At 44.2% G+C, this 24,734-nt stretch carries 18 protein-coding genes; 15 read left to right on the top strand and 3 right to left on the bottom strand.

The window, feature by feature from the left end:
• Positions 1–33: 33 nt before the first annotated feature.
• From ACH9UM_RS06700 to ACH9UM_RS06660, 9 genes are all read left to right on the top strand, one after another.
• The gene (locus ACH9UM_RS06700; protein WP_004845518.1) at positions 34–1,074 is read left to right on the top strand and encodes a bifunctional adenosylcobinamide kinase/adenosylcobinamide-phosphate guanylyltransferase; all 1,041 of its coding nucleotides are present in this window, start codon (positions 34–36) and stop codon (positions 1,072–1,074) included.
• Between the two features lie 42 nt (positions 1,075–1,116).
• The gene (locus ACH9UM_RS06695; RefSeq protein ID WP_004845519.1) at positions 1,117–1,764 is read left to right on the top strand and encodes a precorrin-8X methylmutase; all 648 of its coding nucleotides are present in this window, start codon (positions 1,117–1,119) and stop codon (positions 1,762–1,764) included.
• On the top strand, positions 1,761–2,234 hold the full coding sequence (locus ACH9UM_RS06690; RefSeq protein WP_004845520.1) for a bifunctional precorrin-2 dehydrogenase/sirohydrochlorin ferrochelatase: 474 nt from the start codon (positions 1,761–1,763) through the stop codon (positions 2,232–2,234). The genes ACH9UM_RS06695 and ACH9UM_RS06690 overlap by 4 nt, the downstream gene beginning before the upstream one ends.
• Positions 2,235–2,545: 311 nt before the next feature.
• Positions 2,546–3,040 (top strand): NADH-quinone oxidoreductase subunit NuoE, encoded by a 495-nt coding sequence (gene nuoE, locus ACH9UM_RS06685; RefSeq protein ID WP_004845522.1) that lies wholly within the window; start codon positions 2,546–2,548, stop codon positions 3,038–3,040.
• A 182-nt stretch (positions 3,041–3,222) separates the two neighbouring features.
• Positions 3,223–5,043 (top strand): NADH-quinone oxidoreductase subunit NuoF, encoded by a 1,821-nt coding sequence (nuoF, locus tag ACH9UM_RS06680; RefSeq protein WP_044929385.1) that lies wholly within the window; start codon positions 3,223–3,225, stop codon positions 5,041–5,043.
• A 14-nt stretch (positions 5,044–5,057) separates the two neighbouring features.
• Complete coding sequence (locus ACH9UM_RS06675; RefSeq protein ID WP_009242294.1) at positions 5,058–6,800, top strand: NADH-dependent [FeFe] hydrogenase, group A6; 1,743 nt, start codon at positions 5,058–5,060, stop codon at positions 6,798–6,800.
• 215 nt (positions 6,801–7,015) lie between these two features.
• A complete protein-coding gene (locus ACH9UM_RS06670; RefSeq protein ID WP_004845525.1) occupies positions 7,016–7,981 on the top strand; it encodes a CPBP family intramembrane glutamic endopeptidase in 966 nt (321 codons plus the stop codon).
• A 31-nt stretch (positions 7,982–8,012) separates the two neighbouring features.
• Positions 8,013–9,722, top strand: a complete 1,710-nt coding sequence (locus tag ACH9UM_RS06665; protein ID WP_004845526.1) for a [Fe-Fe] hydrogenase large subunit C-terminal domain-containing protein — start codon at positions 8,013–8,015, stop codon at positions 9,720–9,722.
• Positions 9,723–9,843: 121 nt separating this feature from the next.
• Positions 9,844–11,019 (top strand): SpoIIE family protein phosphatase, encoded by a 1,176-nt coding sequence (locus ACH9UM_RS06660; protein WP_004845527.1) that lies wholly within the window; start codon positions 9,844–9,846, stop codon positions 11,017–11,019.
• Positions 11,020–11,164: 145 nt separating this feature from the next.
• Here the strand turns inward: ACH9UM_RS06660 and ACH9UM_RS06655 are convergent, their stop codons facing one another.
• The 3 genes from ACH9UM_RS06655 to ACH9UM_RS06645 form a co-directional block, all read right to left on the bottom strand.
• Entirely contained in the window at positions 11,165–13,000 is a 1,836-nt protein-coding gene (locus ACH9UM_RS06655) for a DUF6449 domain-containing protein (protein ID WP_400092355.1), read from the bottom strand.
• Between the two features lie 356 nt (positions 13,001–13,356).
• Complete coding sequence (locus ACH9UM_RS06650; protein WP_004845530.1) at positions 13,357–14,259, bottom strand: ABC transporter ATP-binding protein; 903 nt, start codon at positions 14,257–14,259, stop codon at positions 13,357–13,359.
• The gene (locus ACH9UM_RS06645; RefSeq protein WP_004845531.1) at positions 14,237–14,629 is read right to left on the bottom strand and encodes a GntR family transcriptional regulator; all 393 of its coding nucleotides are present in this window, start codon (positions 14,627–14,629) and stop codon (positions 14,237–14,239) included. Before ACH9UM_RS06645 ends, ACH9UM_RS06650 begins: the two co-directional genes overlap by 23 nt.
• 175 nt (positions 14,630–14,804) lie before the next feature.
• Between ACH9UM_RS06645 and ACH9UM_RS06640 the strand changes: the two genes are divergently transcribed.
• The 6 genes from ACH9UM_RS06640 to ACH9UM_RS06615 all read left to right on the top strand — a co-directional run bounded on the left by ACH9UM_RS06640 (position 14,805) and on the right by ACH9UM_RS06615 (position 24,593).
• The gene (locus ACH9UM_RS06640) at positions 14,805–16,142 is read left to right on the top strand and encodes a folylpolyglutamate synthase/dihydrofolate synthase family protein (RefSeq protein WP_009319851.1); all 1,338 of its coding nucleotides are present in this window, start codon (positions 14,805–14,807) and stop codon (positions 16,140–16,142) included.
• Between the two features lie 24 nt (positions 16,143–16,166).
• Positions 16,167–16,727: a GTP cyclohydrolase I FolE gene (gene folE, locus ACH9UM_RS06635; protein ID WP_009242291.1), complete on the top strand. Its 561-nt coding sequence runs from the start codon at positions 16,167–16,169 to the stop codon at positions 16,725–16,727.
• A gap of 36 nt (positions 16,728–16,763) precedes the next feature.
• Positions 16,764–17,255 (top strand): HD domain-containing protein, encoded by a 492-nt coding sequence (locus ACH9UM_RS06630; RefSeq protein ID WP_009319850.1) that lies wholly within the window; start codon positions 16,764–16,766, stop codon positions 17,253–17,255.
• A complete protein-coding gene (gene folP, locus ACH9UM_RS06625) occupies positions 17,252–18,067 on the top strand; it encodes a dihydropteroate synthase (RefSeq protein WP_004845535.1) in 816 nt (271 codons plus the stop codon). Before ACH9UM_RS06630 ends, folP begins: the two co-directional genes overlap by 4 nt.
• A gap of 120 nt (positions 18,068–18,187) precedes the next feature.
• Complete coding sequence (folK, locus tag ACH9UM_RS06620; protein WP_009242288.1) at positions 18,188–19,030, top strand: 2-amino-4-hydroxy-6-hydroxymethyldihydropteridine diphosphokinase; 843 nt, start codon at positions 18,188–18,190, stop codon at positions 19,028–19,030.
• A 175-nt stretch (positions 19,031–19,205) separates the two neighbouring features.
• Entirely contained in the window at positions 19,206–24,593 is a 5,388-nt protein-coding gene (locus ACH9UM_RS06615; protein ID WP_118445051.1) for an endo-alpha-N-acetylgalactosaminidase family protein, read from the top strand.
• The last annotated feature ends 141 nt before the right edge of the window (positions 24,594–24,734 follow it).

Raw genomic sequence — 24,734 nt, 5'->3', positions numbered from 1 at the left:
TATCGGGAAAGAAAAAAGAAAGGTTTTAAAAATATGATGGAGTTAGTAACAGGAGGAAGCGGAAGCGGGAAATCCGCGTATGCAGAAGACAGGATCTGCGCATTGTATGAAGAATACCGTAAGACAGGAAAGAAGGAACAAAAGCTGTATTATATAGCGACGATGTATCCGTATGGAACGGAAACAGAAGAGAAAATAGCCGACCACAGGAGACGAAGAGAAGGAAAAGGGTTTCGGACTCTTGAATGGTATACAAACATTACGGAAAAGATCCATCAGTTTGAAGCGTCCGGGGAGGCGCTTGGATGTGTTCTTTTAGAGTGCGTCTCTAATTTGGCTGCGAACGAATTATATATGGAAGAAGGGGCGAAAGACGAGGCTGTCCGGGTTGTTGCGCAAGCCATGGCAATGTTGAAAAAGAAAAGTTGTCATCTTGTTGTTGTGACAAATGAAATCTTTTCGGAATCGGCAAAAGATTCGGAAGAGATGAGAAAGTATAAGTATATTATGGGAGAGATCAACAAAGAGCTTGCGAAGATGGCAGATGAAGTGACTGAAGTCGTCTGCGGAAGACCTCTCAGAAGAAAAGTAAAGACCGCGGAAGATAAAACTGCATGCGGGAATACAAGACGGAATGAAGGGAACGAAAGACAGATGAAGACGGCAAAGTGTGAAATGTCCTGCGGCAAAATGAAAAGAGGAATCAGGATCGTGACAGGGGGAGCGTTTCAGGGAAAGAAAAACTACGCGCAGTTATGCTATCCGGGACTGAAATGGAGCAGCGGAGCGGACTGTAGTTTCGAGGATGTCAAAACATGGGAGGCTGTAGATGGGTTTCATCTTTTTATATGGCGCTGGCTGAAATCAGGAAGAACAAAAGAAGAACTGTTAGAAATGATAAGCGAAGAGAGAGATCTTGTTATCGTGTGTGACGAGATCGGGTGCGGTCTGGTTCCGGTTGATGCGTTTGAGCGTGAGTACAGAGAGGCAGTCGGAAGAATTATGACCGGTTTGACTAAAAAGGCAGTTCGGGCAGACCGCGTGATCTGTGGGATCGGATATGTTATAAAATGAAAAGAAACACTGAAAACGATCAAAGAAAAGGAGGAAAAGAAGATGTTGACAGAGATAGAAAAGGTGCTTCCGTCGGAGATTGAGAAAAGAAGTTTTGAGATCATTGCGGAAGAACTGGGGGATAAGCAGTTGATTCCGGGAACGGAATCGATCGTGAAAAGATGTATCCATACGAGCGCTGATTTTGATTATGCGGATAATCTTATTTTTTCGGAAAATGTAGTTGAAAAGGCGCTAAAAGCAATCCGCGGCGGAGCGTCTATTGTGACAGATACACAAATGGGAAAAGCGGGGATCAATAAAAAATGTCTTGCCGGCTATGGTGGAGAGGTATATTGCTTTATGTCGGATGACGATGTGGCGCAGGCGGCAAAAAGAAACAAAACAACACGGGCGGCCGCGAGTATGGATAAGGCGGCAAAATTAGGGGAGCAGGTAATCTTTGCCATCGGAAATGCTCCGACAGCGCTTGTGCGTTTATATGAGCTGATCAAAGAGGAAAAGATCGCCCCGGAACTTGTGATCGCGGTTCCGGTCGGATTTGTCAATGTTGTACAGTCAAAAGAATTGATCTTAAGTCTTGAAAATACTCCGTATATTGTTGCGAGAGGACGAAAAGGCGGCAGCAATATTGCGGCATGTATATGTAATGCACTTTTGTACATGGGAGACGGAGGAAAAAGAGAATGAAAAAGCCGTATTTTCCGATGTTTGTTGATCTTTCGGGCAGACAGGTTACTGTAGTGGGAGGGGGCAGTGTTGCGCTTCGCCGATCGGAGACGCTGCTTTATTTCGGCGTGGATATTAAAGTGATCGCGCCGGAGATCAGAAGTGAGTTTTATCGTCTGGATTCCGAAGGAAAAGTTGTTTTGTGTAACAGAGAATATCAGGAAGGGGATGCAAAAGGAGCAGATCTTGTGATCGCCGCATCAAACTGTCGGGAAGTAAACCGCCGTGTGTATGAAGAGTGTCAAAAAGCACATATTCCGGTCAACACGGCAGACGACAGAGAGTTGTGTGACTTTTATTTTCCGTCTGTCGTATTGGCAGAAGATATTGTCATCGGACTAAATTCCATAGATCACGATCCGAAGAAAGTGAAAGAAGCGAGAAAGATTATTGAAAATGTGTTTGATAATGAACGAGATTACCGTTCCTGATAATAAGATAAAGAAGGTGTTAAAACATTCTGTCAGCAGAAAAACTGCTGGCAGTTTCTGCATTGGCGACAGACTGAAGTGTGGATCCGTTCGATCCGTCGATGTTTCGGTAATAAATGTAAAAAGATAAAAGATATAAAAAATGAAAAAGAAACAGATGTATTATGTGTAAAATGTAAAAACAAAAGCGGTGCACATTGTTTTTGGTGATAAAAATAGACAAAAAATTAACAAAAAATAAGTAGAATTATGATATTTTGTATGATATGATATCTCTAATGGGCATTAACAGTAAGAATGGAGGTTGAAGAATGGCAGAGAAAAAGGCGACTGTTCCTTTCTCGGGAACAAAAGAACAGGAAGAAGCACTCATGAAAGTAATCCATGAGCTAAAAGATGAAAAAGGGGCGCTGATGCCGATCTTGCAGAAAGCGCAGGATATATATGGGTATCTTCCGATCGAAGTTCAGAAAATGATCTCAGACGAGACAGGTATTCCGATGGAGAAGATCTATGGAGTGGCAACATTTTATTCACAGTTCACATTGAGTCCGAAAGGAAAATACAGGATTTCCGTCTGTCTTGGAACGGCATGTTATGTAAAAGGATCGGGAGATATTTACAATGCTTTGATGGAAAAGTTAGGTATTGTCGGCGGAGAATGTACGCCGGACGGAAAGTTTTCTCTTGATGCGTGCCGATGTGTCGGAGCATGCGGATTAGCTCCTGTTATGATGATCAATGACGAAGTATACGGACGTTTGACAGTAGATGATCTGGATGACATTTTAGCGAAGTATGAATAATGCGGACATCAAAATCCCGGATAATATGAAAACGGGAATATGATACTTATTGATTTTAGAAAAACAGGAAATGGAGGAGTTATATGAAATCTCTTGAACAATTACATGAGATCTGTGAGCGGATGCGTAAAGTCGTGCAGCTTAGAGAAGAGAATGCGAAAGAAATACTTGAGAAAGCCGCAATGTGTGAAAGCGGAAAAGATGCCGATGGAAATACATACCGCACGCATGTGCTTGTCTGCGGCGGAACCGGATGTACGTCTTCCGGAAGCGCCCGGATCAGAGAGAGACTGGAAAAAGAGATCGAAGCGAACGGATTGTCCGATGAAGTCTGTGTTGTTAAGACAGGTTGTTTCGGCTTGTGTGCGTTAGGCCCGATCATGATCGTATATCCGGAAGGAACGTTTTATTCTATGGTTCAGGAAGAAGATATTCCGGAGATTGTGACAGAACATCTGCTCAAAGGAAACGTGGTAAAGCATCTGCTTTATGAAGAGACTGTAAAAGCAGATAAGATCATTCCGTTAAACGAGACGAATTTTTATAAAAAACAGCACAGAGTCGCTCTGCGAAACTGCGGTGTCATCAATCCCGAAAAGATCGACGAATATATCGGAACAGGCGGATACGAAGCGCTCGGTATTGTTCTGACGGAAAAGAAGCCGGAAGATGTGATTCAGATTCTTTTGGACAGCGGGCTTCGCGGCAGAGGCGGAGCAGGATTCCCGACAGGGTTAAAATGGAAGTTTGCGGCAGGAAATGACGCAGATCAAAAATATGTCTGTTGTAATGCGGACGAAGGAGATCCGGGAGCATTTATGGATCGTTCGATCTTAGAGGGAGATCCTCATGCGGTTCTTGAAGCAATGGCGATCGCCGGATATGCGATCGGAGCATCCCAAGGCTATATTTATGTTCGTGCAGAGTATCCGATCGCCGTGCAGCGTCTTGAGATTGCGATCGAACAGGCAAGAGAGTACGGTCTGCTCGGAAAAAATATTTTCGATAGCGGATTTGACTTTGATATTGAATTAAGGCTTGGAGCAGGCGCGTTTGTCTGCGGAGAAGAGACGGCTCTTATGACTTCTATAGAAGGAAACAGAGGAGAGCCGCGTCCGCGTCCGCCGTTCCCGGCGCTGAAAGGCCTGTTTCAAAAACCGACAATTTTAAATAACGTGGAGACGTATGCCAATATCCCTCAGATTATTGTGAACGGACCGGAGTGGTTCGCTTCGATGGGAACGGAAAAATCAAAAGGAACGAAAGTATTTGCTCTCGGCGGAAAGATCCATAATACAGGACTTGTAGAAATTCCGATGGGAACGACGCTTCGCGAGATCGTAGAAGAGATCGGCGGAGGAGTGCCAAACGGAAAGAAATTCAAAGCTGCTCAGACGGGAGGCCCGTCAGGAGGATGTATCCCTGCAGAACATTTAGATATTCCGATCGATTACGATAATCTGCTTTCAATCGGTTCAATGATGGGTTCCGGCGGTTTGATCGTCATGGATGAAGATACTTGCATGGTCGATATCGCGAAATTCTTCCTTGAGTTTACGGTAGATGAGTCATGCGGAAAATGTACTCCGTGCCGGATCGGAACACGCCGTATGCTTGAAATCCTTGAGAAGATCACAAAAGGTCAGGCAACGATGGAAGATCTCGATAAGCTGGAAGAACTGTGCTATCATCTCCAATCAAATTCTCTGTGTGCGCTCGGACAGACGGCTCCGAATCCGGTGCTTTCGACTTTGAGATATTTCAGAGACGAGTATATTGCTCACATTGTAGATAAAAAATGCCCTGCCGGAGTATGTAAAGATCTCCTTCAATATAAGATCGATCCGGATAAATGTAAAGGTTGTACGCTCTGTGCGAGAACCTGTCCGGCAGATGCGATCATCGGTAAAGTAAAAGAAGTGCATATGATCAATCCTGAAAAATGTCTCAAGTGCGGAGCTTGTATGGAAAAATGCCGCTTCGGAGCAATTTACAAAGAATAAGGAGGGCAGAGAAGATGGGAAATGTGAATTTAAAGATCAATGGTTTAAATGTGACAGCGCCTGCCGGCTCTACGATCCTTGAAGCGGCACAGGCTGCGGGAATTAAGATACCGACTTTGTGTTATTTAAAAGAGATCAATGAGATCGGCGCCTGCCGTATGTGCGTCGTGGAAGTAAAAGGCGCAAGAAATCTCGTGGCATCTTGTGTACATCCGGTTGCAGAAGGGATGGAAGTGCAGACGAATACGCCGAAACTTCTTGATTCGAGAAGAAGAACATTAGAGCTGCTTTTGTCGAATCATGACAAAAAATGTCTGTCTTGTGTCAGAAGCGGGCAGTGTGAACTTCAAGAGCTTTGTCAGGAACTCGGAGTGACAGATGAAAATTACTTCGAGGGCGAGACAACACATTATGAATTGGATGAAAGCGCGGTTCATATGGTGCGGGATAACAACAAATGTATCCTTTGCCGGAGATGTTCTGCCGTCTGTGAAAAAGTGCAGAGCGTAGGAGTGATCGGACCGAACAACAGAGGATTTGCCACGTTTATCGGCTCTCCGTTCGAGATGGGACTGGGAGATACAAGCTGCGTCGGCTGCGGACAGTGTATCGCGGCATGTCCGACGGGCGCGCTCTACGAAAAGAGCAATATCGACGACGTTCTTGCCGCTATTGCGGATGAGACAAAACATGTTGTAGTACAGCCTGCTCCGTCGGTGCGGGCGGCTCTTGGCGAAGAATTCGGTTATCCGATGGGAACAGACGTAGAAGGAAAGATGGCTGCGGCTCTTAGAAGGATCGGATTTGATAAAGTATTCGATACAAATTTCAGTGCAGACCTTACGATTATGGAAGAAGCTCATGAATTTTTAGACAGAGTGAAAAACAAAGGAGTCCTTCCGCTTATGACGTCATGCTCACCCGGATGGGTAAAATATTGCGAGCATTACTATCCGGATCAGCTCGATCATCTTTCAAGCTGCAAATCACCGCAGCAGATGTTCGGAGCGATTACGAAAACATATTATGCGGAAAAGATGAACATTGCGCCTGAAGATATTGTCTGCGTCAGCGTGATGCCGTGTACGGCGAAGAAGTTTGAAATCCAAAGAGAAGATCAGGACGCAGGCGGCGTTCCTGATGTAGATATTTCGATCACGACAAGGGAACTTGCACGCCTGATCCGTAAAGTCGGAATTAATTTCCGCAGTCTTCCGGATGAAGGATTCGACGATCCGCTCGGAGAATCTACAGGAGCGGGAGTGATCTTCGGCGCAACAGGAGGCGTTATGGAAGCGGCTCTTCGTACCGCAGTGGAAGAACTGACAGGCGAGACGCTTGAGAAAGTAGAATTTACAGAAGTTCGTGGAACAGAGGGAATCAAAGAAGCGGTTTACAACGTAGCAGGAATGGATGTGAAAGTCGCCGTTGCTTCCGGACTTTCCAATGCGAAGATTATCATGGATAAAATAAGAGCTAAAGAGGCGGACTATCATTTTGTTGAGATCATGTGCTGTCCTGGAGGATGTGTCAACGGCGGCGGTCAGCCTCAGGTGCATGCGGATGTGCGTAATTTTGAAGATGTAAAGGCAATTCGTGCAAAGGTACTTTATGATAACGATGCCGCAAAAACATTGAGAAAATCTCATGAGAATCCGTCCATCAAACGGGTTTACAGCGAATATCTCGGCGAACCGGGAAGTGAGAAAGCGCATCATATTCTTCATACAACATATGTAAAACGTACAGTGAATTAAAAAGTCCGAGAAACAACTGATCTTAGTTGTTATGGACCGCGCTGTTACTATATGTCAAATATTTTATAACACAGGGAAGTCTTTTAGATTTTCCTGTGTTATAATTATAAAAAGCTGTTTTATTAAAAAGATAACTGACAGGAAATGAAGATAAAACAAAAAGTTGTGAACAATGTGACTTTGCCGGTCGGTTTATCGGGAAAGGGGAACGGAATATGGGATGGGATTGGCATAAGTTTCGGAAAGATACGGCATTTGCGACAAGAAATCTGGTCTGGTACACTTTGATCATGTCGGTTGTGACAGAGATGGTCTCCGCAATGGTTTCGGCATTGACGAAGACAGGCGGTTCGTCAGAGTCGCTTATTTCGGAGGTGACGGGAACGGCAGCTTCCGCAGGGATGATCGCAGGAGTTTTGATCGGAGTTTTCTGTCTTTTTAAGATTGACGGTACAAAAGCAGAAAAGATCGATATTTTCCAAAAATCGAAACGAAAGATGACAGCAGGCGCATTTTCAAGATTTTGCATCTACATGATCATGGCTCAGATGGTCTTTTCGTTGATCGCAGCAGCAGCGGAACTGATTTTGAATCAGTTGGGGCTTTCGATGGATACGCTGACAGAGCTTGCTTCGGTCGGTTCTGATATGGGGATTATGATGATGATCTATGCCGGATTCGTCGGACCGGTTGTGGAAGAACTCGTTTTCAGAGGATTTCTTATGAGACGGTTTGAAAAATACGGTAAAGGATTTGCGGTTATTGTCTCGGCAGTTTTGTTCGGTGTTATGCACGGGAATCCGCTTCAGATCGTATTCGGAACGCTCGTGGGACTTATTTTAGGATATATAGCAATCGAATATTCGATAAAATGGTCGATCATCCTTCACATCGCGAATAACTTTATTCTCGGAGATGTGATCGGCGGCTTGTTCGGGCTGCTTCCCGATGATGTGGAAGGGATTGCGTTTACTGTATTTTTAGGTATCGGTTTTGTGATCGGTTTCGTTCTTCTGATTATAAGAAGAAAAGAGTGGATTAGCTGGCTGAAAGAAAACGCTGCGCCCGGGAGTTATTATCTTAATGCTCTTACAACGCCTTCGGCAGTGATCTTTATCGGTTATAATCTGTTGAACGGGCTGATGCTTTTGACGCTGATATTTATGGAACCGTTTTTGTGAAAAAGGGAACGTCCTACAGGAGGTATGAGGAATGAAAGTCATTGATTTTAAAGATGCAAAATGCCGTCATTGTTATAAATGCGTACGAAACTGCGCGGTAAAAGCGATCAGTGTCAAAGACGAGCAGGCGCGCATTATGGTCGATCATTGTATCAACTGCGGGCGCTGTCTGGAAGTCTGTCCGCAGAACGCAAAAACATTTGCAAGCGATCTGGAAAGAGTGAAAGGATATTTGGCACAAGGGTTTAAAACGATCATATCGATCGCTCCGTCCTATGCGGGAGTTCTTGATTTTGATCAGCCGGGGCAGGTCGTGGACGCGCTTTTGAAACTTGGATTTTATGAGGTGAGAGAGACTGCGGAAGGGGCGGCTCTTGTGACAAATGAATATAAAAAACTTGTGCGGGAAAATGAGATGCCGAATATTATTACGACATGCTGTCCGAGTGTGAACGATCTGATCGAAAAATATTATCCCGACTGCGCGAAGTATATGGCTCCTGTCGTATCGCCGATGGTAGCCCACGGCAGATATATTAAGAAAATATACGGATCGGATGTGAAAGTTGTATTTTTAGGTCCGTGTATCGCGAAGAAGCAGGAGGCGATCGGAGACGAGAGAGTATTCGGCGCGGTCGATGCGATCCTGACATTTGAAGAGCTGGCAGATTGGTTCGCCGAAGAAGGGATTGATCTTCGTCAATGCGAAGAGAAACCGATGGGGAACCCTGATCCTAAGATCAACAGACTCTATCCTGTCAGCGGAGGGGTGATCCAGTCTGTGATCACAGAGGAAGATGCAGACGGATATCATAAAGTATTTGTAGACGGACTGGAAAACTGTATGGAGATGCTGGAATGTCTAGGAAAGGGAGAACTGGATCATTGCTTTATCGAGGCGAACGTCTGTGAAGGCGGATGTGCGAAAGGACCTGCGTCGGCACATTGGAACACATCTTATGTAAAGACAAAAGTAAAAATAGAAAACGGAGTTTCTTATAAGGCGGCGCGTGATCTTCCGGATATGACGGCGGAAGAACTGCACAAAGAGTTTAAAGACTGTAGTCTTTCAGATGCGATGCCGTCCGAAGAACAGATCCGTCATATTTTGAAATCTACCGGAAAATATTGTGCGGAAGACGAACTGAACTGCGGGGCATGCGGATATTCTACATGCAGGGAAAAAGCGGTCGCAGTCTTTCAGGGAAAAGCGGAATTGTCTATGTGTATGCCTTATGCATTGACACAGGCAGAGTCGATGTCTAATGTCGTGATGGATGTGACGCCGAATATGATCTTTGTCATCGGAAGCGATATGAAGATATTAGACTGCAACAGGAAAGGGCAGGATCTTCTCGGAGTCGGACGGGAGGAAGCGGTACAACGGTATATTTTTGAATTTATCGAGACAGAGGATATTGAAGAAGTGCTGGACACGAAAAAACCGGTGATGCATAAAAAGATCAAGATTGATAATGACAGGCTGACAGTGGAAGAGACGATCGTATACATTGACAATCTGGATGCCGCTTTGGTGACATATCAAGATGTGACGCGGGAAGAAAAAGTGAGGGAACAGCATTATAAGCTGAAAGTCGGAACTGTGGAAATGGCGCAGAAAGTGATCGAAAAGCAGATGATGGTCGCCCAGGAGATCGCGGGGCTGCTTGGCGAGACAACGGCAGAGACGAAAGTTACATTGACGAAATTGAGAGACTCGATATTGAATGAAGAAGATTAAAGGTAACAGTTCAGCCATGATAAGCACGTAGTGCGGTTTTACGAATGGCGCGGTTGAACTGTTACGATTAAAGATGAAACAGATGAAAGTCAGAAAAAAGAAGTAGGACGGAGAGAGGTTCATGAGTGTAAGTATTGATGTAGCTTGGAAGAGTTTGAATAAACATCACGAAGAATTGTGCGGAGATAAAGTAGAAGTGTTAAAGACGGACGATTCCGATATACTGATCCTTGCAGATGGGATGGGAAGCGGTGTGAAGGCGAATATTCTGGCGACATTGACGTCGAAAATTCTCGGAACGATGTTATATGAGGGGGCGGCGTTGGAGTCGTGTGTAGAAACGATTGCAAAAACGCTTCCGATATGTCAGGTGAGAAAGGTGGCGTATGCGACATTTTCTGTTTTGCAGATCTTTCACAGCGGTGAGGCGTATCTTGTAGAGTTTGACAATCCGTCCTGTGTGTTTATCCGTGATGGGAAGATTGTGAACTATGCATATGAAACCCGCGAGATCGAGGGAAAAAAGATACATGAATATCGGTTTCAAGTACAGAAAAACGATTGCTTTGTCCTGATGAGCGACGGTGTGATCTATGCCGGAGCGGGATCGATTCTGAACCTTCAGGGATGGACGTGGGAAGCGATGGCGGAGTATACGCTTAAATGTACGAAAAAGACGATGTCTGCGTCCCGTCTGGCAGTTATGTTAAGTCAGGCATGCGACGAACTGTATGAAGAAAAACCGGGAGACGATACGACAGTTGCGGTTGCACGCGTGATTGACAGAAGAATTGTAAATGTTTTTACAGGACCGCCGAAAGAGAAAAAAGATGACGAGCGGATGATGTATGAGTTTATGCATACGGAAGGAAAGAAAGTTGTGGCAGGAGGAACGAGCGCTAATATTGCGGCGCGTATCCTCGGAAAAGAGATTGTCACAAAGGTGGACAGCCGTAATCCCGATATTCCTCCGATGGCAGTTATAGAAGGAATCGATCTTGTGACGGAAGGAGTGCTTACTCTCGGAAAATGCATAAAGCTTTTGAAAAAATATGTAAGAGATGAGTTCGATGCAGAATTTTTTGATGAGCTTGATGCGGAAAACGGAGCGTCTAAGCTGGCAAAACTTTTGATTGAAGAATGTACGGAACTGAATCTGTTCGTAGGAACGGCTGTGAATGACGCCCATAGAGAGTCGGAACTGAACTTTGATCTGAGTATGCGGCAGAATCTTGTAGAACAGCTTGTTTCTACAGCAGAAAAAATGGGAAGAAGAGTAAAAGTAAAGTATTATTAAAATATTTTCCGAAAGGCAGGAAGCAAAAAAGCAGGAAATAAAAAGAATAAAAGAAAAAACCGGCATTGCTTCCGTGGGCAGATGAAGAAAAAAGTCTGCTGTTGGATGCAATGCCGGTTTTGTCAGAAATATCAGACAAAAATGTTTACTTCAAAAGATAAGTGAAAGTATTGTTTTCTTTTTTAAATGTAACTTCTGCATAATCACGTGACGTTCCTCCCCTGTCGAGAAAATCAGAAGGATTAAGGTAAAGATGTTCTGCCAGAAGCCGGAAATCTTCGGGAGCTGTGATCGTGAACATTGACGTTGCATCTTTTTCATCTGATTGTTCGTAAGCAGCTTTATCCGGATCGGAATTGTTCTCATCTTTGGCAGAAGAAAAGGATGCTAAAAGATCGTTCCATTTTTTGTTTTTCATTGAGTCGCCGCTTAAGTATAGAGTGACAGAGTCGATATCTTCTGCACGGATAAGTCTTTTTATTTTGTATCCGTATTTTTCAAGACAGGAAAGTGTATTTTCATAGTCTTCGTAAATGTACAATGATCCGATCGAAAACGTCTTGTAATTGGTTTCATCTTCGGAGGAAGTTACCGGAAAAGCTGTATTGACTGCAGCATTCCATTCACGCGTTCCGTTCACCCATGAATGGAAAGGCTGATTCGTATTCGTCTCTTTGTTAGGAACATGGCGGATCGTAAGGGAAAATTCTCCAATCGGAACTTCGCTTCCGAGTTTTCGGATATCTGTGTTTAATACGTCTTTTTCATATGCGCTTAGAAGTTCTGTTCTTTGTTCGGCAGTCAGAAGTAATTCTTCGGGCGTTATATAAATATCCTGAAGCGAGACAGAAGATACGTTTTCTTTCTCCACATGGAAGATCGGGAAAAGTTCCTTGCGGTAATCTTCTTTTTGGCAGAGCTTTGTGAATGCCTCAAGCGTTTCATTATAGGAAACACAGTAGTTTCTATAAACTTTCTTCCCGCTTTCCAGTTCAAAGCAAAATGCGGCGCATATATAATTGTCGGAATCTTTATCCGTCTGCATCGATGTCTGAGAGGAGTAAAGCGTGTTTGGAGTAATGCCTTTTTTCACGTTTTCGATTCCCGATTGCGCAAGATTGTATAAAACGTCAACGTCATCGGAAAGAACGAAACTTTCCCTGTCATCCTCTGAAGTATAGTCTTCGGGATACCAGAAATAGGATGCGAACGAATCGGGAAGCGTTCCGATCCGGGCAATTTTTTTTTCTTTCGGAAGGTATGTGTCATATCCGGTAAAATCAAATTGAAACACTGCAAGCAAAACGGCTACAAACCCGATGGCAATTACGGAAGAACGCCATCCTTTTAATAGCATTTTCAGATCCTGCCAGTAAATAAACTCGATTAATCCGCATAGCAGGACAATGGCGAGCATACTTAAGATAATGATCCATTTTGTGCCGGAAGCTCCGATAAATGATTTTACAAGAAGACTGATAAACACTGCGGTCGGAATACTGATCAGTACTTTAAATACAGGCGGTGTAAATTTAAACGCAAGGGCATTTCCGGCTGATTCCGAAGGGTAAATGCGATACAGCATGATCGAGGCCGCCAAAAGAAGAACGATCAAAACAAGAGCAGCGGTGATCATAAACACATTCGAGTAAGAATTATTTTGTTCAAGCATGCGGATGAACAACGGAAATGGCGAAAGATATTCCGAAAGTTTTTCAGGTATACTGTCGTGTACGTTATAAGTTGTCTGGAAAAACGCATCTCGCAGCGACGGAAGCAGTGTCAATACGAGGCTTGGATAGACTCCGATGACAAGTGTTCCGAGGAACATCGTTACGCTTCGTCCGGTCAGCATTCCCGCAAAAATACATGTGTGATAGATCAGAAGGAATGCGAGGATTCCCGTCCCCATTGTAAGAAAACATTCTCCGGCGAGAGAAAGAGTCATAATTCCTTTTACAGCGCCGACAAGGATCGTCAATACAGTACATACTTGGGATGAGAAAGAGGAACAGTCCTGCCAAATAAGAGATTGCGAACAACTGATGACGTTTGAGCGCAAGTCCGTGGTAAAAATCAAGTTTTTCTTTTTTATGCATGAACTGAAACCCGCTTATTCCGACTGCGAAAGCGAGAATTCCGATCAGTATGATGAGAAAAGCGGAATTATATCCGTTAATGAATCCGGAAAATGTATCCGCGAACTCTTTTAATACTTCAGGATCTTCAGAATAACTGTCAAGGTAGATCAGTGTGTAAACAGGCATTGAAAGAAATAACAGGACGCCGGAAAGGGCGGCGAGCCATCCTCTGTGCCGTATGTCCTCTCGTATAAGTTTAATATAAGAAATCTTTGATATCATAACCGGCTGCCTCCGTTTCGCTTATAAATATTTCTTCGAGTGTAAGCGGAAGGACTTCTGCAAAAACAGGATCATAAGTCTGTACCGCAGAAAGAATATCTGAGTGGCTTCCGCGAAGTGTGAGCGTAAGTAAAGAACCGGAACGCTCCATTTTTAATATCTTTATAGAAGACAGAAACTGCTGTTCTTTATGTGGATCTGAAATGACACACTGCAGTTTGCAGACGGAACACTTTATCTGATCCAGACTTTGGGTAAGCAGAAGCTGTCCCTGATGCAAAAGTCCGATGCTGTCGCAGAAGTCTTCTAACTCCCGCAGATTATGAGAAGAAATGATCGGTGTGAAATCCCGATTCAATATCTCTGCGGCAAAAAGACTTTTAACAGCCTGGCGAACGACCGGATCAAGTCCGTCGAACGTTTCGTCACAGAGGAGATATTTTGTTCCTGAACAAAGACCGAGCAAAATGGAAACTTGCTTTTTCATACCTTTTGAAAAGCTGCTGATCTTTCGTTTTGGATCAAGATTAAATCTGTCTGTAAGAGAGTCAAACAGTTTTCTGTTAAACGACGGGTAACAGAGCATGTAATAATTTCTCATCTGTTGGATATCTGCATTCGGAAAGAAGTAAGGGGTGTCCGATAAAAAGCAGATCTGTGATTTTACGGAAGGATTTTCAAAAACAGATTCTCCGTCAATGAGAACTTCTCCTTCGTCCGGTTTGAGAATACCGGATATCATACGCAGAAGCGTACTTTTTCCGGCTCCGTTTGATCCGATCAGTCCGAATACCATACCGTCCGGGATAGTAGCGGTGATGTGGTCGGAAGCATGGATCATCTGAAATGTTTTATCAAGCGTTTTTAACTCGATCATGAGAATCCTCCTTTCGATAGATCCGGTCAACAAGCTGCGTGAATTCTGCGCGCTTTACTCCGAGTTCTTTTCCGTTTGCGATAAGGCGAGAAACGTTCTCGAGAAGTGTTTTCTTTGTCTGTTCAACGAGAAGCGTCGTATCGGAAACGAAATTTCCGCGTCCTTTTACCGGATAAATATAGCGTTCCTGTTCCAAAAGCGAATACGCTTTCTGTATCGTATTCGGATTGATGGAAAGATCCATTGCGAGGGAACGAACGGAAGGCATCTGCGAATCGGGTGGAAGCGCGCCTTTTAAGATGAGCGTCTGAAATCTTTTAGCAATCTGTTCATATAAAGGCAGTTTGCTTTGATAGTCAATCGTAATCATAATTGTCCCTTCCTTAAAATGAGTGTATTAAGTGTATTATTTAATGTAGTACACTTATCGTAACACAGAAAGGAGAAAATGTCTATACAAAGTAAGAATTGTTGCAAATATGAAGCTTGTACAATGAAACGAATAGTGCTATGATAAGTCTGCTCGGCAAAAAGCAGGGCGGAAAATGAAATTGATTCAGGAAAGGAACAAAAGTGTGACCTATAAAGAAGCGAGGGTATATTTAGATGAATTGTCTAAATACGGAAGTGTACTTGGCTTAGATGCAATTCGAGGTCTGCTGCGTGAACTTGGGAATCCTCAGGATGATTTAAGGTTCATACATATCGCAGGAACGAATGGAAAGGGATCTGTGCTTGCCTACACTTCCACAATATTAAGTGAAGCAGGATACAGGATCGGGCGTTATGTATCACCGACAGTTGTCTCATACCGTGAGAGGATACAAGTTGACGGAGAAATGATATCAAAGCATGCTTTTGCAGAAGAGACAGAAAAAGTTCAGGATGCTATCGTTCGGTTAAAGGAAGCGGGAAAACAGCTTCCGACAGTCTTTGAGGCTGAAACGGCGATAGCATTTTTATATTATAAAAGAATGAAGTGCGATTTTGTCGTTTTAGAATCAGGGCTGGGAGGGATGGAAGACGCTACGAATGTTGTGAAAAATACAGTCTGCGTCGTGTTTTCGCCGATCAGTATGGATCACATCGGTGTGATCGGTAATACACTTTCCGAGATCGCCGAAAATAAGGCGGGGATCATAAAACCGGGATGCATCGTTGTATCAGCGCCCCAGAAGCAGGAAGTAAGAGAAATTTTAGAACAAAAAGCAAGACAGTTTGGCTGTCCGATTATTTATGCAGAGCCGGAAAAAGCAGTTGTCTTGGAAGAAGATTATCGCGGGATGCGGTTTTCTTATAAAGATTCCGAAAATATAAGCATCCGTCTTTCGGGAAAATATCAGCTCATAAACGCTGTTACCGCATGGGAGGCAGTACATGTTCCGGGGCTGCTGAAAAAAGAGGAAAAGAGAGCGGTCGAGACGGGTTTTTTCGATACAGAATGGTTCGGAAGGTTTACATGTATTTCGGAGCGGCCTGTATTTCTCGTAGACGGAGCACACAATGAAGATGCGGCAAAAAGACTGCGGGAATCAATAGAAGCGTATTTCCCGGGGAGGAAGCTTATTTACATAATGGGTGTGTTTCAAGATAAAGAATATGAAAAGATCATCCGTTTGACGATTCCGTATGCAAAATGCGTATATACGGTCGATCTTCCGAATAAAGAACGTACGCTAAGCGCGCAGAAACTAAAAGAAGCTGTTGAAGCACAGTCTGAATATGTGCCCGCGTATGCTGTCGGCGAGATTAAGCAGGCGGTAAAAGAAGCGCTGGAAAACGCAGACGAAGACGACGTGATCCTTGCGTTTGGCTCTTTGTCCTATTTGGGAAAAGTAAAGGAAGCGGTTGAAAAAGAACAGGATAAGCGACAGATGTATTGATAGAAAAAGATAAAGGATGAAAAGATGATAGATCAGGAAAAAGTAAAGAAAGCAGTCAGATTATTATTGGAGGGGATCGGAGAAGATGCCGACAGAGAAGGCTTGATCGAAACACCGGATAGGATCGCCAGAATGTGCGAGGAAATATACGGAGGTTACGAAGAAGATGCAAAAGAGCATCTTTGTAAGACGTTTCATGTGGAAAACAGCGATATGGTCGTAGAAAAAGATATTACGTTCTATTCCATGTGCGAGCATCACCTTCTTCCTTTTTACGGCAAAGCGCACATTGCGTATATTCCGGACGGAAAAGTTGCGGGGCTTAGCAAGCTGGCGAGAACGGTAGAGGTGTTTGCAAGAAGGCTTCAGCTTCAAGAACAGCTTACGGGTCAGATCGCAGATGCGCTGATGAACGAACTGAAGGCGAAAGGCGCGGCGGTTGTGATCGAGGCAGAACATATGTGTATGACGATGAGAGGAATAAAAAAACCGGGCAGCAGGACGGTGACATTTGCAAAAAGAGGGCTGTTTGAGACAGATCCGGCTTTGGAAGAACGTTTTTTCAGAATGCTTGAAAGAGGGTAGACCGGACGCGGGAAACTGACCGGTAAAGGAGGAAAAATGGACAGAGTAAATGCAGTGATTTGCCATCCGCTGTATTTGGAATACTATCATAGGCTGGAGCGCGCGGAAAAGGAACGTATTTTTTGCAGGCATCAGATGTCGCATCTGTTGGATGTGGCAAGAATAGCATATATCCGTAATTTAGAGAAGGGATACGGTTTTCGTAAAGATGTAATTTATGCCGCCGCGGTTTTGCACGATATAGGAAAAGCGCTTCAATATGAAGAAAAAGTTCCCCATGAGATTGCGGGAGAGCGGATCGCCGGGGAAATACTGGATACACTTCCGAAAGAAACGGGATTTTCTGAGGAAGAAAAAAGAACGATAAAAAATGCGGTGCGCGGACACAGACGGCTTCGTGACGGGGCGGACACATTGGAAAAGCTTTTGTATGAAGCGGACAAAGCGTCGAGGCTGTGTCTTTCATGTCCGGCAAACCGGGAATGTAACTGGAGTGAAGAGAAGAAAAATATGGAGATAAAAATATGATCATAGGCAGAAGAGAATTTGACACAGAACACAATACATATATTATGGGCATCTTAAATGTGACTCCGGATTCTTTTTCGGATGGAGGACGTTTTGATAAGATGGATGCAGCCCTTCTTCATGCAGAAAAGATGATAAAAGAAGGAGCGGATATTTTAGATGTCGGCGGTGAGTCTACCCGTCCGGGACATGTTCAGATTACGGACGAAGAAGAGATCGCGCGCGTCGTTCCGGTCATTGAAAAACTGAAAAAGGAATTTGACGTACCGATCTCTATTGATACATATAAAAGCGCGGTGGCTGAAGCTGCGGTTTGTGCGGGGGCAGATCTTGTAAATGATATATGGGGATTAAAATATGACGAGAAAATGGCAGATGTGATCGCGAAACATGACGTTGCATGCTGTCTGATGCATAATCGGAACGAGGCGGTATACGATAGTTTTCTTTTCGATTTTATGAAAGATATGAAAGAGTGCGTTAAAATTGCAGATAAAGCAGGAATTGCACGGGATAAGATCATCCTTGATCCGGGAGTCGGTTTTGGAAAGACATATGAAATGAATCTGGAGATCATACAGAAACTGGAGATCATGCATGAATTTAAATTACCGATCCTTCTTGGAACGTCACGCAAATCTGTGATCGGTCTTACATTAGATCTTCCGGCAGACGAGCGGGAAGAAGGAACGCTTGTGACAACGGTTTATGCGGTGCAGAAACGATGTGCGTTTGTCCGTGTTCATGACGTAGAGAAGAATAAAAGAGCGATACTTATGACGCAGGCGCTCATGCGGGAACATGAAGTGTAATCAGGACTGTAAAACAGGCAAGCGAAGCTGTCGGACTGACTGCTTCGCTTTCGTATAGTTAAGGTGAAGAAAGAGTTGTCATACAGAAAAATGTACGGTAAGGAGGAAGGAAGACAGAAAATGAAAAAAGATTATGATGAGATCAGAATAGAAGATCTGGAAGTATTTGCGAATCACGGTGTATTTCCGGAGGAAAATGTGTTGGGACAAAAGTTTCTAGTCTCGGCAGTTCTTTACACCGACACACGAAGGGCGGGACTTACGGATGATCTAAGCGCTTCTATTCATTATGGGGAAGTGAGCGCTTTTATAGACCGCTACTTGCGGGAGCATACATTTCAATTATTGGAGAGGGCGGCAGAAGCGCTTGCAGAAGAACTTTTGCTGCATACAGCCGGACTAGAGAAGATCAGACTGGAGATCAAGAAACCGTGGGCTCCGGTGCGCCTTCCGCTGAAAACGGTCAGCGTTGTGATCGAGCGGCAATGGCATACCGCATATATTGCACTTGGATCTAACATGGGAGACAGAGAAAAATATATTACAGATGCAGTTGAAGCGCTTGGCGCTTTAAAAGGATGCGTTGTCGAAAAATGCTCTTCTTTTATCGAAACGCCTCCGTATGGGGTGACAGATCAGGATGATTTTCTGAACGGATGTCTGAAATTAAGAACCTTGTTTTATCCGAAAGAACTGTTAAGAGAATTAAATAGGATTGAAATGGAGGCGGGAAGAGAACGGATCGTTCACTGGGGTCCGAGAACGCTTGATTTGGACATTATTTTGTATGATGATCTCGTATATGAAGGAGACGAGTTGTGCATCCCTCATGTGGAAATGCACAAGAGAGATTTTGTGCTGCGGCCTCTTTTTGAGATCGCGCCGTATGTGCGCCATCCGGCGTATGGAAAAACAGTGGCTGAGATGTTGGAAGAAGTGAGAGAAAATGCTCAAAAAGAATAATAAAATACAAAAAAACAAAGAAAAAACGACGGGGAAAAGTAAGGGAGATAAGAAATAGACAAAAAAACGCTAAAAATATGAATAATACATTGTAAAAAATTGGTAATTTGCTATAATGGAGGATGTGATATATTGGCTGAAATATAAAATCAGCCTGAAGGGAAGGAGAAAAGGTATGAAAAGAAAAGTAGTCTTAAGACTCTTGAGTCTTGTGATGGTTGCATCTATGACAGGTACTATGCTTCCGTCAAACATTCAGACCGCATCTGCCGAAGAAGTTGATGTTACAGAAAAAACAGCAGCTTTAGAAGATGGGATCAATGATGCATGGACTCAGGATAACAAAGCAGACGGAGACACAGTCACTGTGGAAAATGGCTGGCTGCATATTAAATCAGCTGCGGGCAATCGGAATAATCCCGGAACAAGACCGCAGATGGTTGTAAATCCAAATACATTTGATTTTAACAAGCCGGGATATTTTTCATTTACTTTAAAATCAAATAATGCAAATACAGGAATAAGCGACAGTGACAGAGTAGGCGTTTACCTCGGATATAATACGGATCAAAACGGTATGTACATAGGATATGACAATGGCGGCTGGTTCTGGCAGAAATACAAAGGCGGCAACGGAGACTATTATCAGCAGACGAGAAAACCTGCGCCGACGAAAGATCAGGAAGTAAAGGTTCGCATCGACTGGACAGCAGACCATAAGATGACGTTTACGCTCAACGGAGAAGTTGTGTTTGATAAAGAAGACTTTTCCGGTATCGCAGATTCTCTCGGAAACAAAATTGCGATCAAAGCAGGTTCTTGGGGTCAGATCGGTTCAGATGTTCTTTTGAAGGATATTCATTATACAGGTCAGGAAGAAGCGGTTACATATACTGTTACGGGAAGTGTAACAGATGAGAGTGGAAAAGCGTTGGAAGGCGCGGTTGTAACGACAGGAAATCTGACGGCTGAAACGGATAAAGACGGAAAATATTCCTTACAGTTAGGAGCCGGCAAGCATGAGCTGACGATTACGAAGGCAGGATATCAGACGGCGACGACATCTGTAACTGTAACAGAAGGCAACGTGGAAGCAAAAGCCGTAAAACTGGAAAAGACAGCAGAGATAGAGACAGAGAAGCTTTCTACAGCGGATATGGACGTTTATGTAGCGAAGAATTTCCCGAGCGTTGTAAAATACGAGATGAAAAAGGGCGATTTAAACGGCAAGACGTTCTACGGTCAGACTTCGGCTATCAATACGGTGCGTATCAACGGAACAGATGTGAAACTTTCCAAAGGTGATGTAAAAGCAACGATCAAGGGTGACAAAGCAACGTATGAGATGACTGTGAAAAATGAAGAAAAACATATTGACGCAGTTCTTACGGCAGAATTGACAGCAAAAGACAATACGGTTTCATTTGAAATTACGAAAGTGGAAAATAAGCTGACAGAAGGAAAACCGGGCACAGCATTGGAAAGCGGCAAGGTGGGAAATCCGATCCAGACGATCGAAATCCCGAATCACAGTCTTGTATCTGTAAACAGTACACAGAAAAATGCCAATTTAATAGGCGCTGCTATGTCCACACAAACAAAGGTAAGCGGTGACGAATATGTAGAAGTAAAGGCAAATACGCCGGCTCGCGAAAGAGATTACATGTATGCTTTCGTTTCTAATAATGAGATGAGCGCCGGACTTTGGAGTAACTCCGAGTATGAAGGCCGTAATGCGGGGGCAAGTTCTTCCGGAGGATCTAATAATACAAGAGTTATGTCTGTTTCAGAGAAAAAAGACGGCTATGTATCGATGGGACTTGGAAGTTCTGCATGGTACTGGCACAGAGTGATGACAGATTCTCATAATCGGACATGGGTTTTGGAAGAGACAGAAAATCCGAAGATGAAAGTCGTGATCACAGGAAACTGCAACGGCGATAAAAATGTTGACTGGCAGGACGGAGCGGTTGCATTCCGTGATATTATGAACAATCCGTTCAAGAGCGAGGAAGTTCCGGAATTGGTTGCGTACCGTATTGCGATGAACTTCGGTTCTCACGCGCAGAATCCGTTCCTGACAACATTAGATAACGTAAAACGTGTGGCAATGCACACAGACGGTCTTGGACAATCTGTCCTGCTGAAAGGTTATGCGAATGAAGGACATGACTCGGCGCATCCGGATTACGCAGATATAGGAAAGAGAATCGGCGGACCGGAAGATATGAAGACATTGCTTGAAAAAGGCGCGGATTACGGAGCAAAATTCGGTATCCATGTCAATGCAGGCGAGATGTATCCGGAAGCAAAAGCGTTTAAGGATGATAATGTTCGCCGTAATAAGGACGGAAGTCTTCGTTATGGATGGAACTGGATCGATCAGGGAATCGGACTTGACAGTATCTATGACCTTGCCACAGGAGAAAGAGAAGCGCGCTTTGATGAACTTCATGAGATCCTCGGCGGCGACGGAAAAGATATGCTTGACTTCATCTATGTAGATATTTGGGGAAATAATACGGGAAGTGACAATGATGATTCCCAGCAGACCCGTAAGCTGTCCAAAGAGATTAATGACAACGGATGGCGTATGTCCAACGAATGGGGTGGAGCAAACGAGTATGACTCTACATTCCAACATTGGGCAACAGACCTTACATATGGCGGGGAAGGCGCAAAAGGAGAGAACAGTGATGTGATGCGTTTCCTGCGTAACCACCAGAAAGATTCATGGGTAGGAGATTATCCGACTTACGGAGGCGCGGCGGTTGCTCCTCTTCTTGGCGGATATAACATGAAAGACTTTGAAGGATGGCAGGGACGTAACGATTATGACGCGTATATTACGAATCTTTACACACATGACCTGACGACAAAATTCATCCAGCATTATCAGATCGTAGATTGGGAAGACGGAACACCGGTCAACGTAGGCGGAGCGGTAAACTGGACGCCTGAAATGAAGATCACTTTGAAAGATGAAGATGGATCTACGCTTGTTCTTGAGAGGGGATCAAACGATCCGGCTCAGGCGGCATACAGAGACAGAACGATGACTTTGGACGGAAAAGTGATCGCAAGAGGCGCGGTATCACAGGGAGACAGAACAGACGACGATATCCGCAACGGAAACAAAAAAGGAACAGAGTCTTATCTGCTGCCGTGGATCTGGGATGCGAAGACAGGAGAAAAAGTAAAATCAGAAGATGAAAAGCTGTACCACTGGAATACGCAGGGCGGAACAACACAGTGGGAGCTTCCGGACAGTTGGGCAGACTTAAAAGACGTCAAAGTATACAAACTGACAGATCTCGGAAAGACAGAGGAGAAGACGGTCAATGTTGTTGACGGTAAGATCACATTAGAAGCAGAATCAGAAGTTCCGTATGTAGTATGCAAAGGCGAAAAAGAAAATATCAAAGTGACATGGAGTGAAGGAATGCATATCGTAGATGCAGGATTCAACAGTGGAAGCCTTGATATGTGGACAAAAGCAGGCGAAGGAACAGCGCAGATCGCAAAGAGCCAGCACAGCAATCCGATGATGAAACTGGACGGAAAAGTTTCTATGACACAGAAACTGACAGATCTGGAAGCAGGAAAACAGTATGCTGTTTTAGTAGGCGTAGATAACAGAAGCGACGCCAAAGCATCTGTAGAAATTAAATCAGGCGATAAAGTACTTGGATCAAACTACACAACACGTTCTATCGCTAAGAACTATGTAAAAGCATATACACATAATACAAACAGTTCGACAGTAGACGGAAGCAGCTATTTCCAGAATATGTATATATTCTTTACAGCGCCGAAATCAGGAGATGTGACTCTTACGATCGCAAGGGAAGCAGGAGAAGGATCTTCATACTTCGATGATATCCGTATCGTGCAAAACGATTCTAAGAACATTACGACAAACGAGAAGGGCGAAGTTGTAAAATTTGAACAGAATTTTGAAAAGAGCGTACAGGGACTTTACCCGTTCGTAGTCGGAGGAATTGAAGGAGTAGAGGATAACAGAATCCATCTTTCTGAAAGACATGACAAGTACACACAGGCAGGATGGGATGTGAAGAAGATGGATGATGTTCTTGACGGAGACTGGTCTGTGAAGATCAACGGACTGACACAGAGATCTACGCTGGCATACCAGACGATCCCGCAGAACTTCCGTTTCGAGCCTGGTGTGACATACAATGTAAGCTTTGATTATCAGGCGGGCAGCGACGGAATTTACGCGGCTGCAGTCGGTGTCGGCGAGTATAACGGAAACGTTCAGCTCAAAGAACTTCCGATGAGCATGGGAAAAGAGAAAGACGGACATTTTACAATGCAGGTTACGGGAGATTCCACAGGACAGACATGGTTCGGTATCTACTCTACAGAGAAGGCTCCGGATCTTCAAGGCGTGAGTCCGGATGCGGCAGAGGCGAACTTCGGCGGATACAAAGAGCTTGTTCTTGACAACCTCGTGATCGAAAAAGTAACAGAAGAAGTTACAAAGGAAAAACTTGCCGCATTAGTTGCAGAAGCAGAAGAAAAGTATAAAGAAATCGATTACAGACCGGAAATTTGGAGCAGCTTCCAGGACGTACTTAAAGAAGCAAAAGCGGTTCTTGACAAAGAGGGAGCTTCACAGGATGAAATCGAGAAAGCATACTATGAATTAAAAGCTGCTATGGTTACGATGGATAACTCGGCTGGAATCGATGCGACAGATGATTCCAAAGATCTTCCGAAAGAGCAGATGACTGCTACAGCAGGAAGCGAGCAGGCGCAGGAAGGCGGAGAAGGACCTGCAAGCAACGTCTTAGACGGTAATGCCGATACAATTTGGCATACTGTATGGGCAGGAACACCGATTGAAAACCACTGGTTAAATCTGCAATTAGATAAACCGGCGACAGTAAGCGGATTAAGACTTCAGCAGAGAAGCGGAAGAAACGGTATTATCAGGGAAGCGGAAATCTGGGTGAAAAAAGCAGGCGCTGCCGACTACGAAAAAGTAGCGGATGCAAGCTTCGGAGGAACCGGATGGCAGGCGGTTGCTTTTGAAGAAGTGAAAGATGTAACAGACGTAAAACTCGTACCGACTGCGACTACAGGAGATGAGGCAAATAAATTCTCGGCAGCGGCAGAGATCCGTGTGATGGGAAGATTCCAAGACGAAGAAGTTGAAGTAAATAAAGCTGACTTGACGGCATTAGTTGAAAAAGCAGAGGTTTTGAAGGAGAAAGATTATACATCTGAAACATGGAAGCCGTTTGCAGAGGCGTTAAAAGAAGCGCAGGCTGTTCTTGCAAAAGAAGATGCAAGTCAGGCGGAAGTTGACGCGGCACAGACAAGTCTTCAGACAGCGATGGATGGTTTGAAGAAACCGGGAACAACGGACAATAAGAACCCAGGAACAACGGACAATAAGAACCCGGGTGCACCGAATAAAGGTCAGGCTGTTCAGACGGGAGACGCGACATCCTTCTTTGGATGGGGAGCGGCAGGTATCTTCGGATTATTTGCAGCGGCAGCGGCATTTTTTGAGAGAAAAAGACGTCGTCAGTAATTGTGTCGATCGCAAGGCACGGTATAAAAGAAGGTTGCAAAAGCCTTTATAAATAGAAAAATCGCTCGGATCGTTTGAGGTTCGGGCGATTTTTCTTGCTTTTTTATACTTTCCATGTTATTCTGAACTATGTCGTGTTAA

The sequence above is a fragment of the Mediterraneibacter torques genome, from assembly GCF_044591705.1.
Lineage (GTDB): Bacteria > Bacillota > Clostridia > Lachnospirales > Lachnospiraceae > Mediterraneibacter > Mediterraneibacter torques.
The sequence above is the reverse complement of the archived record's forward strand: the minus strand, read 5'-3'. Positions and strand labels throughout refer to the sequence as shown.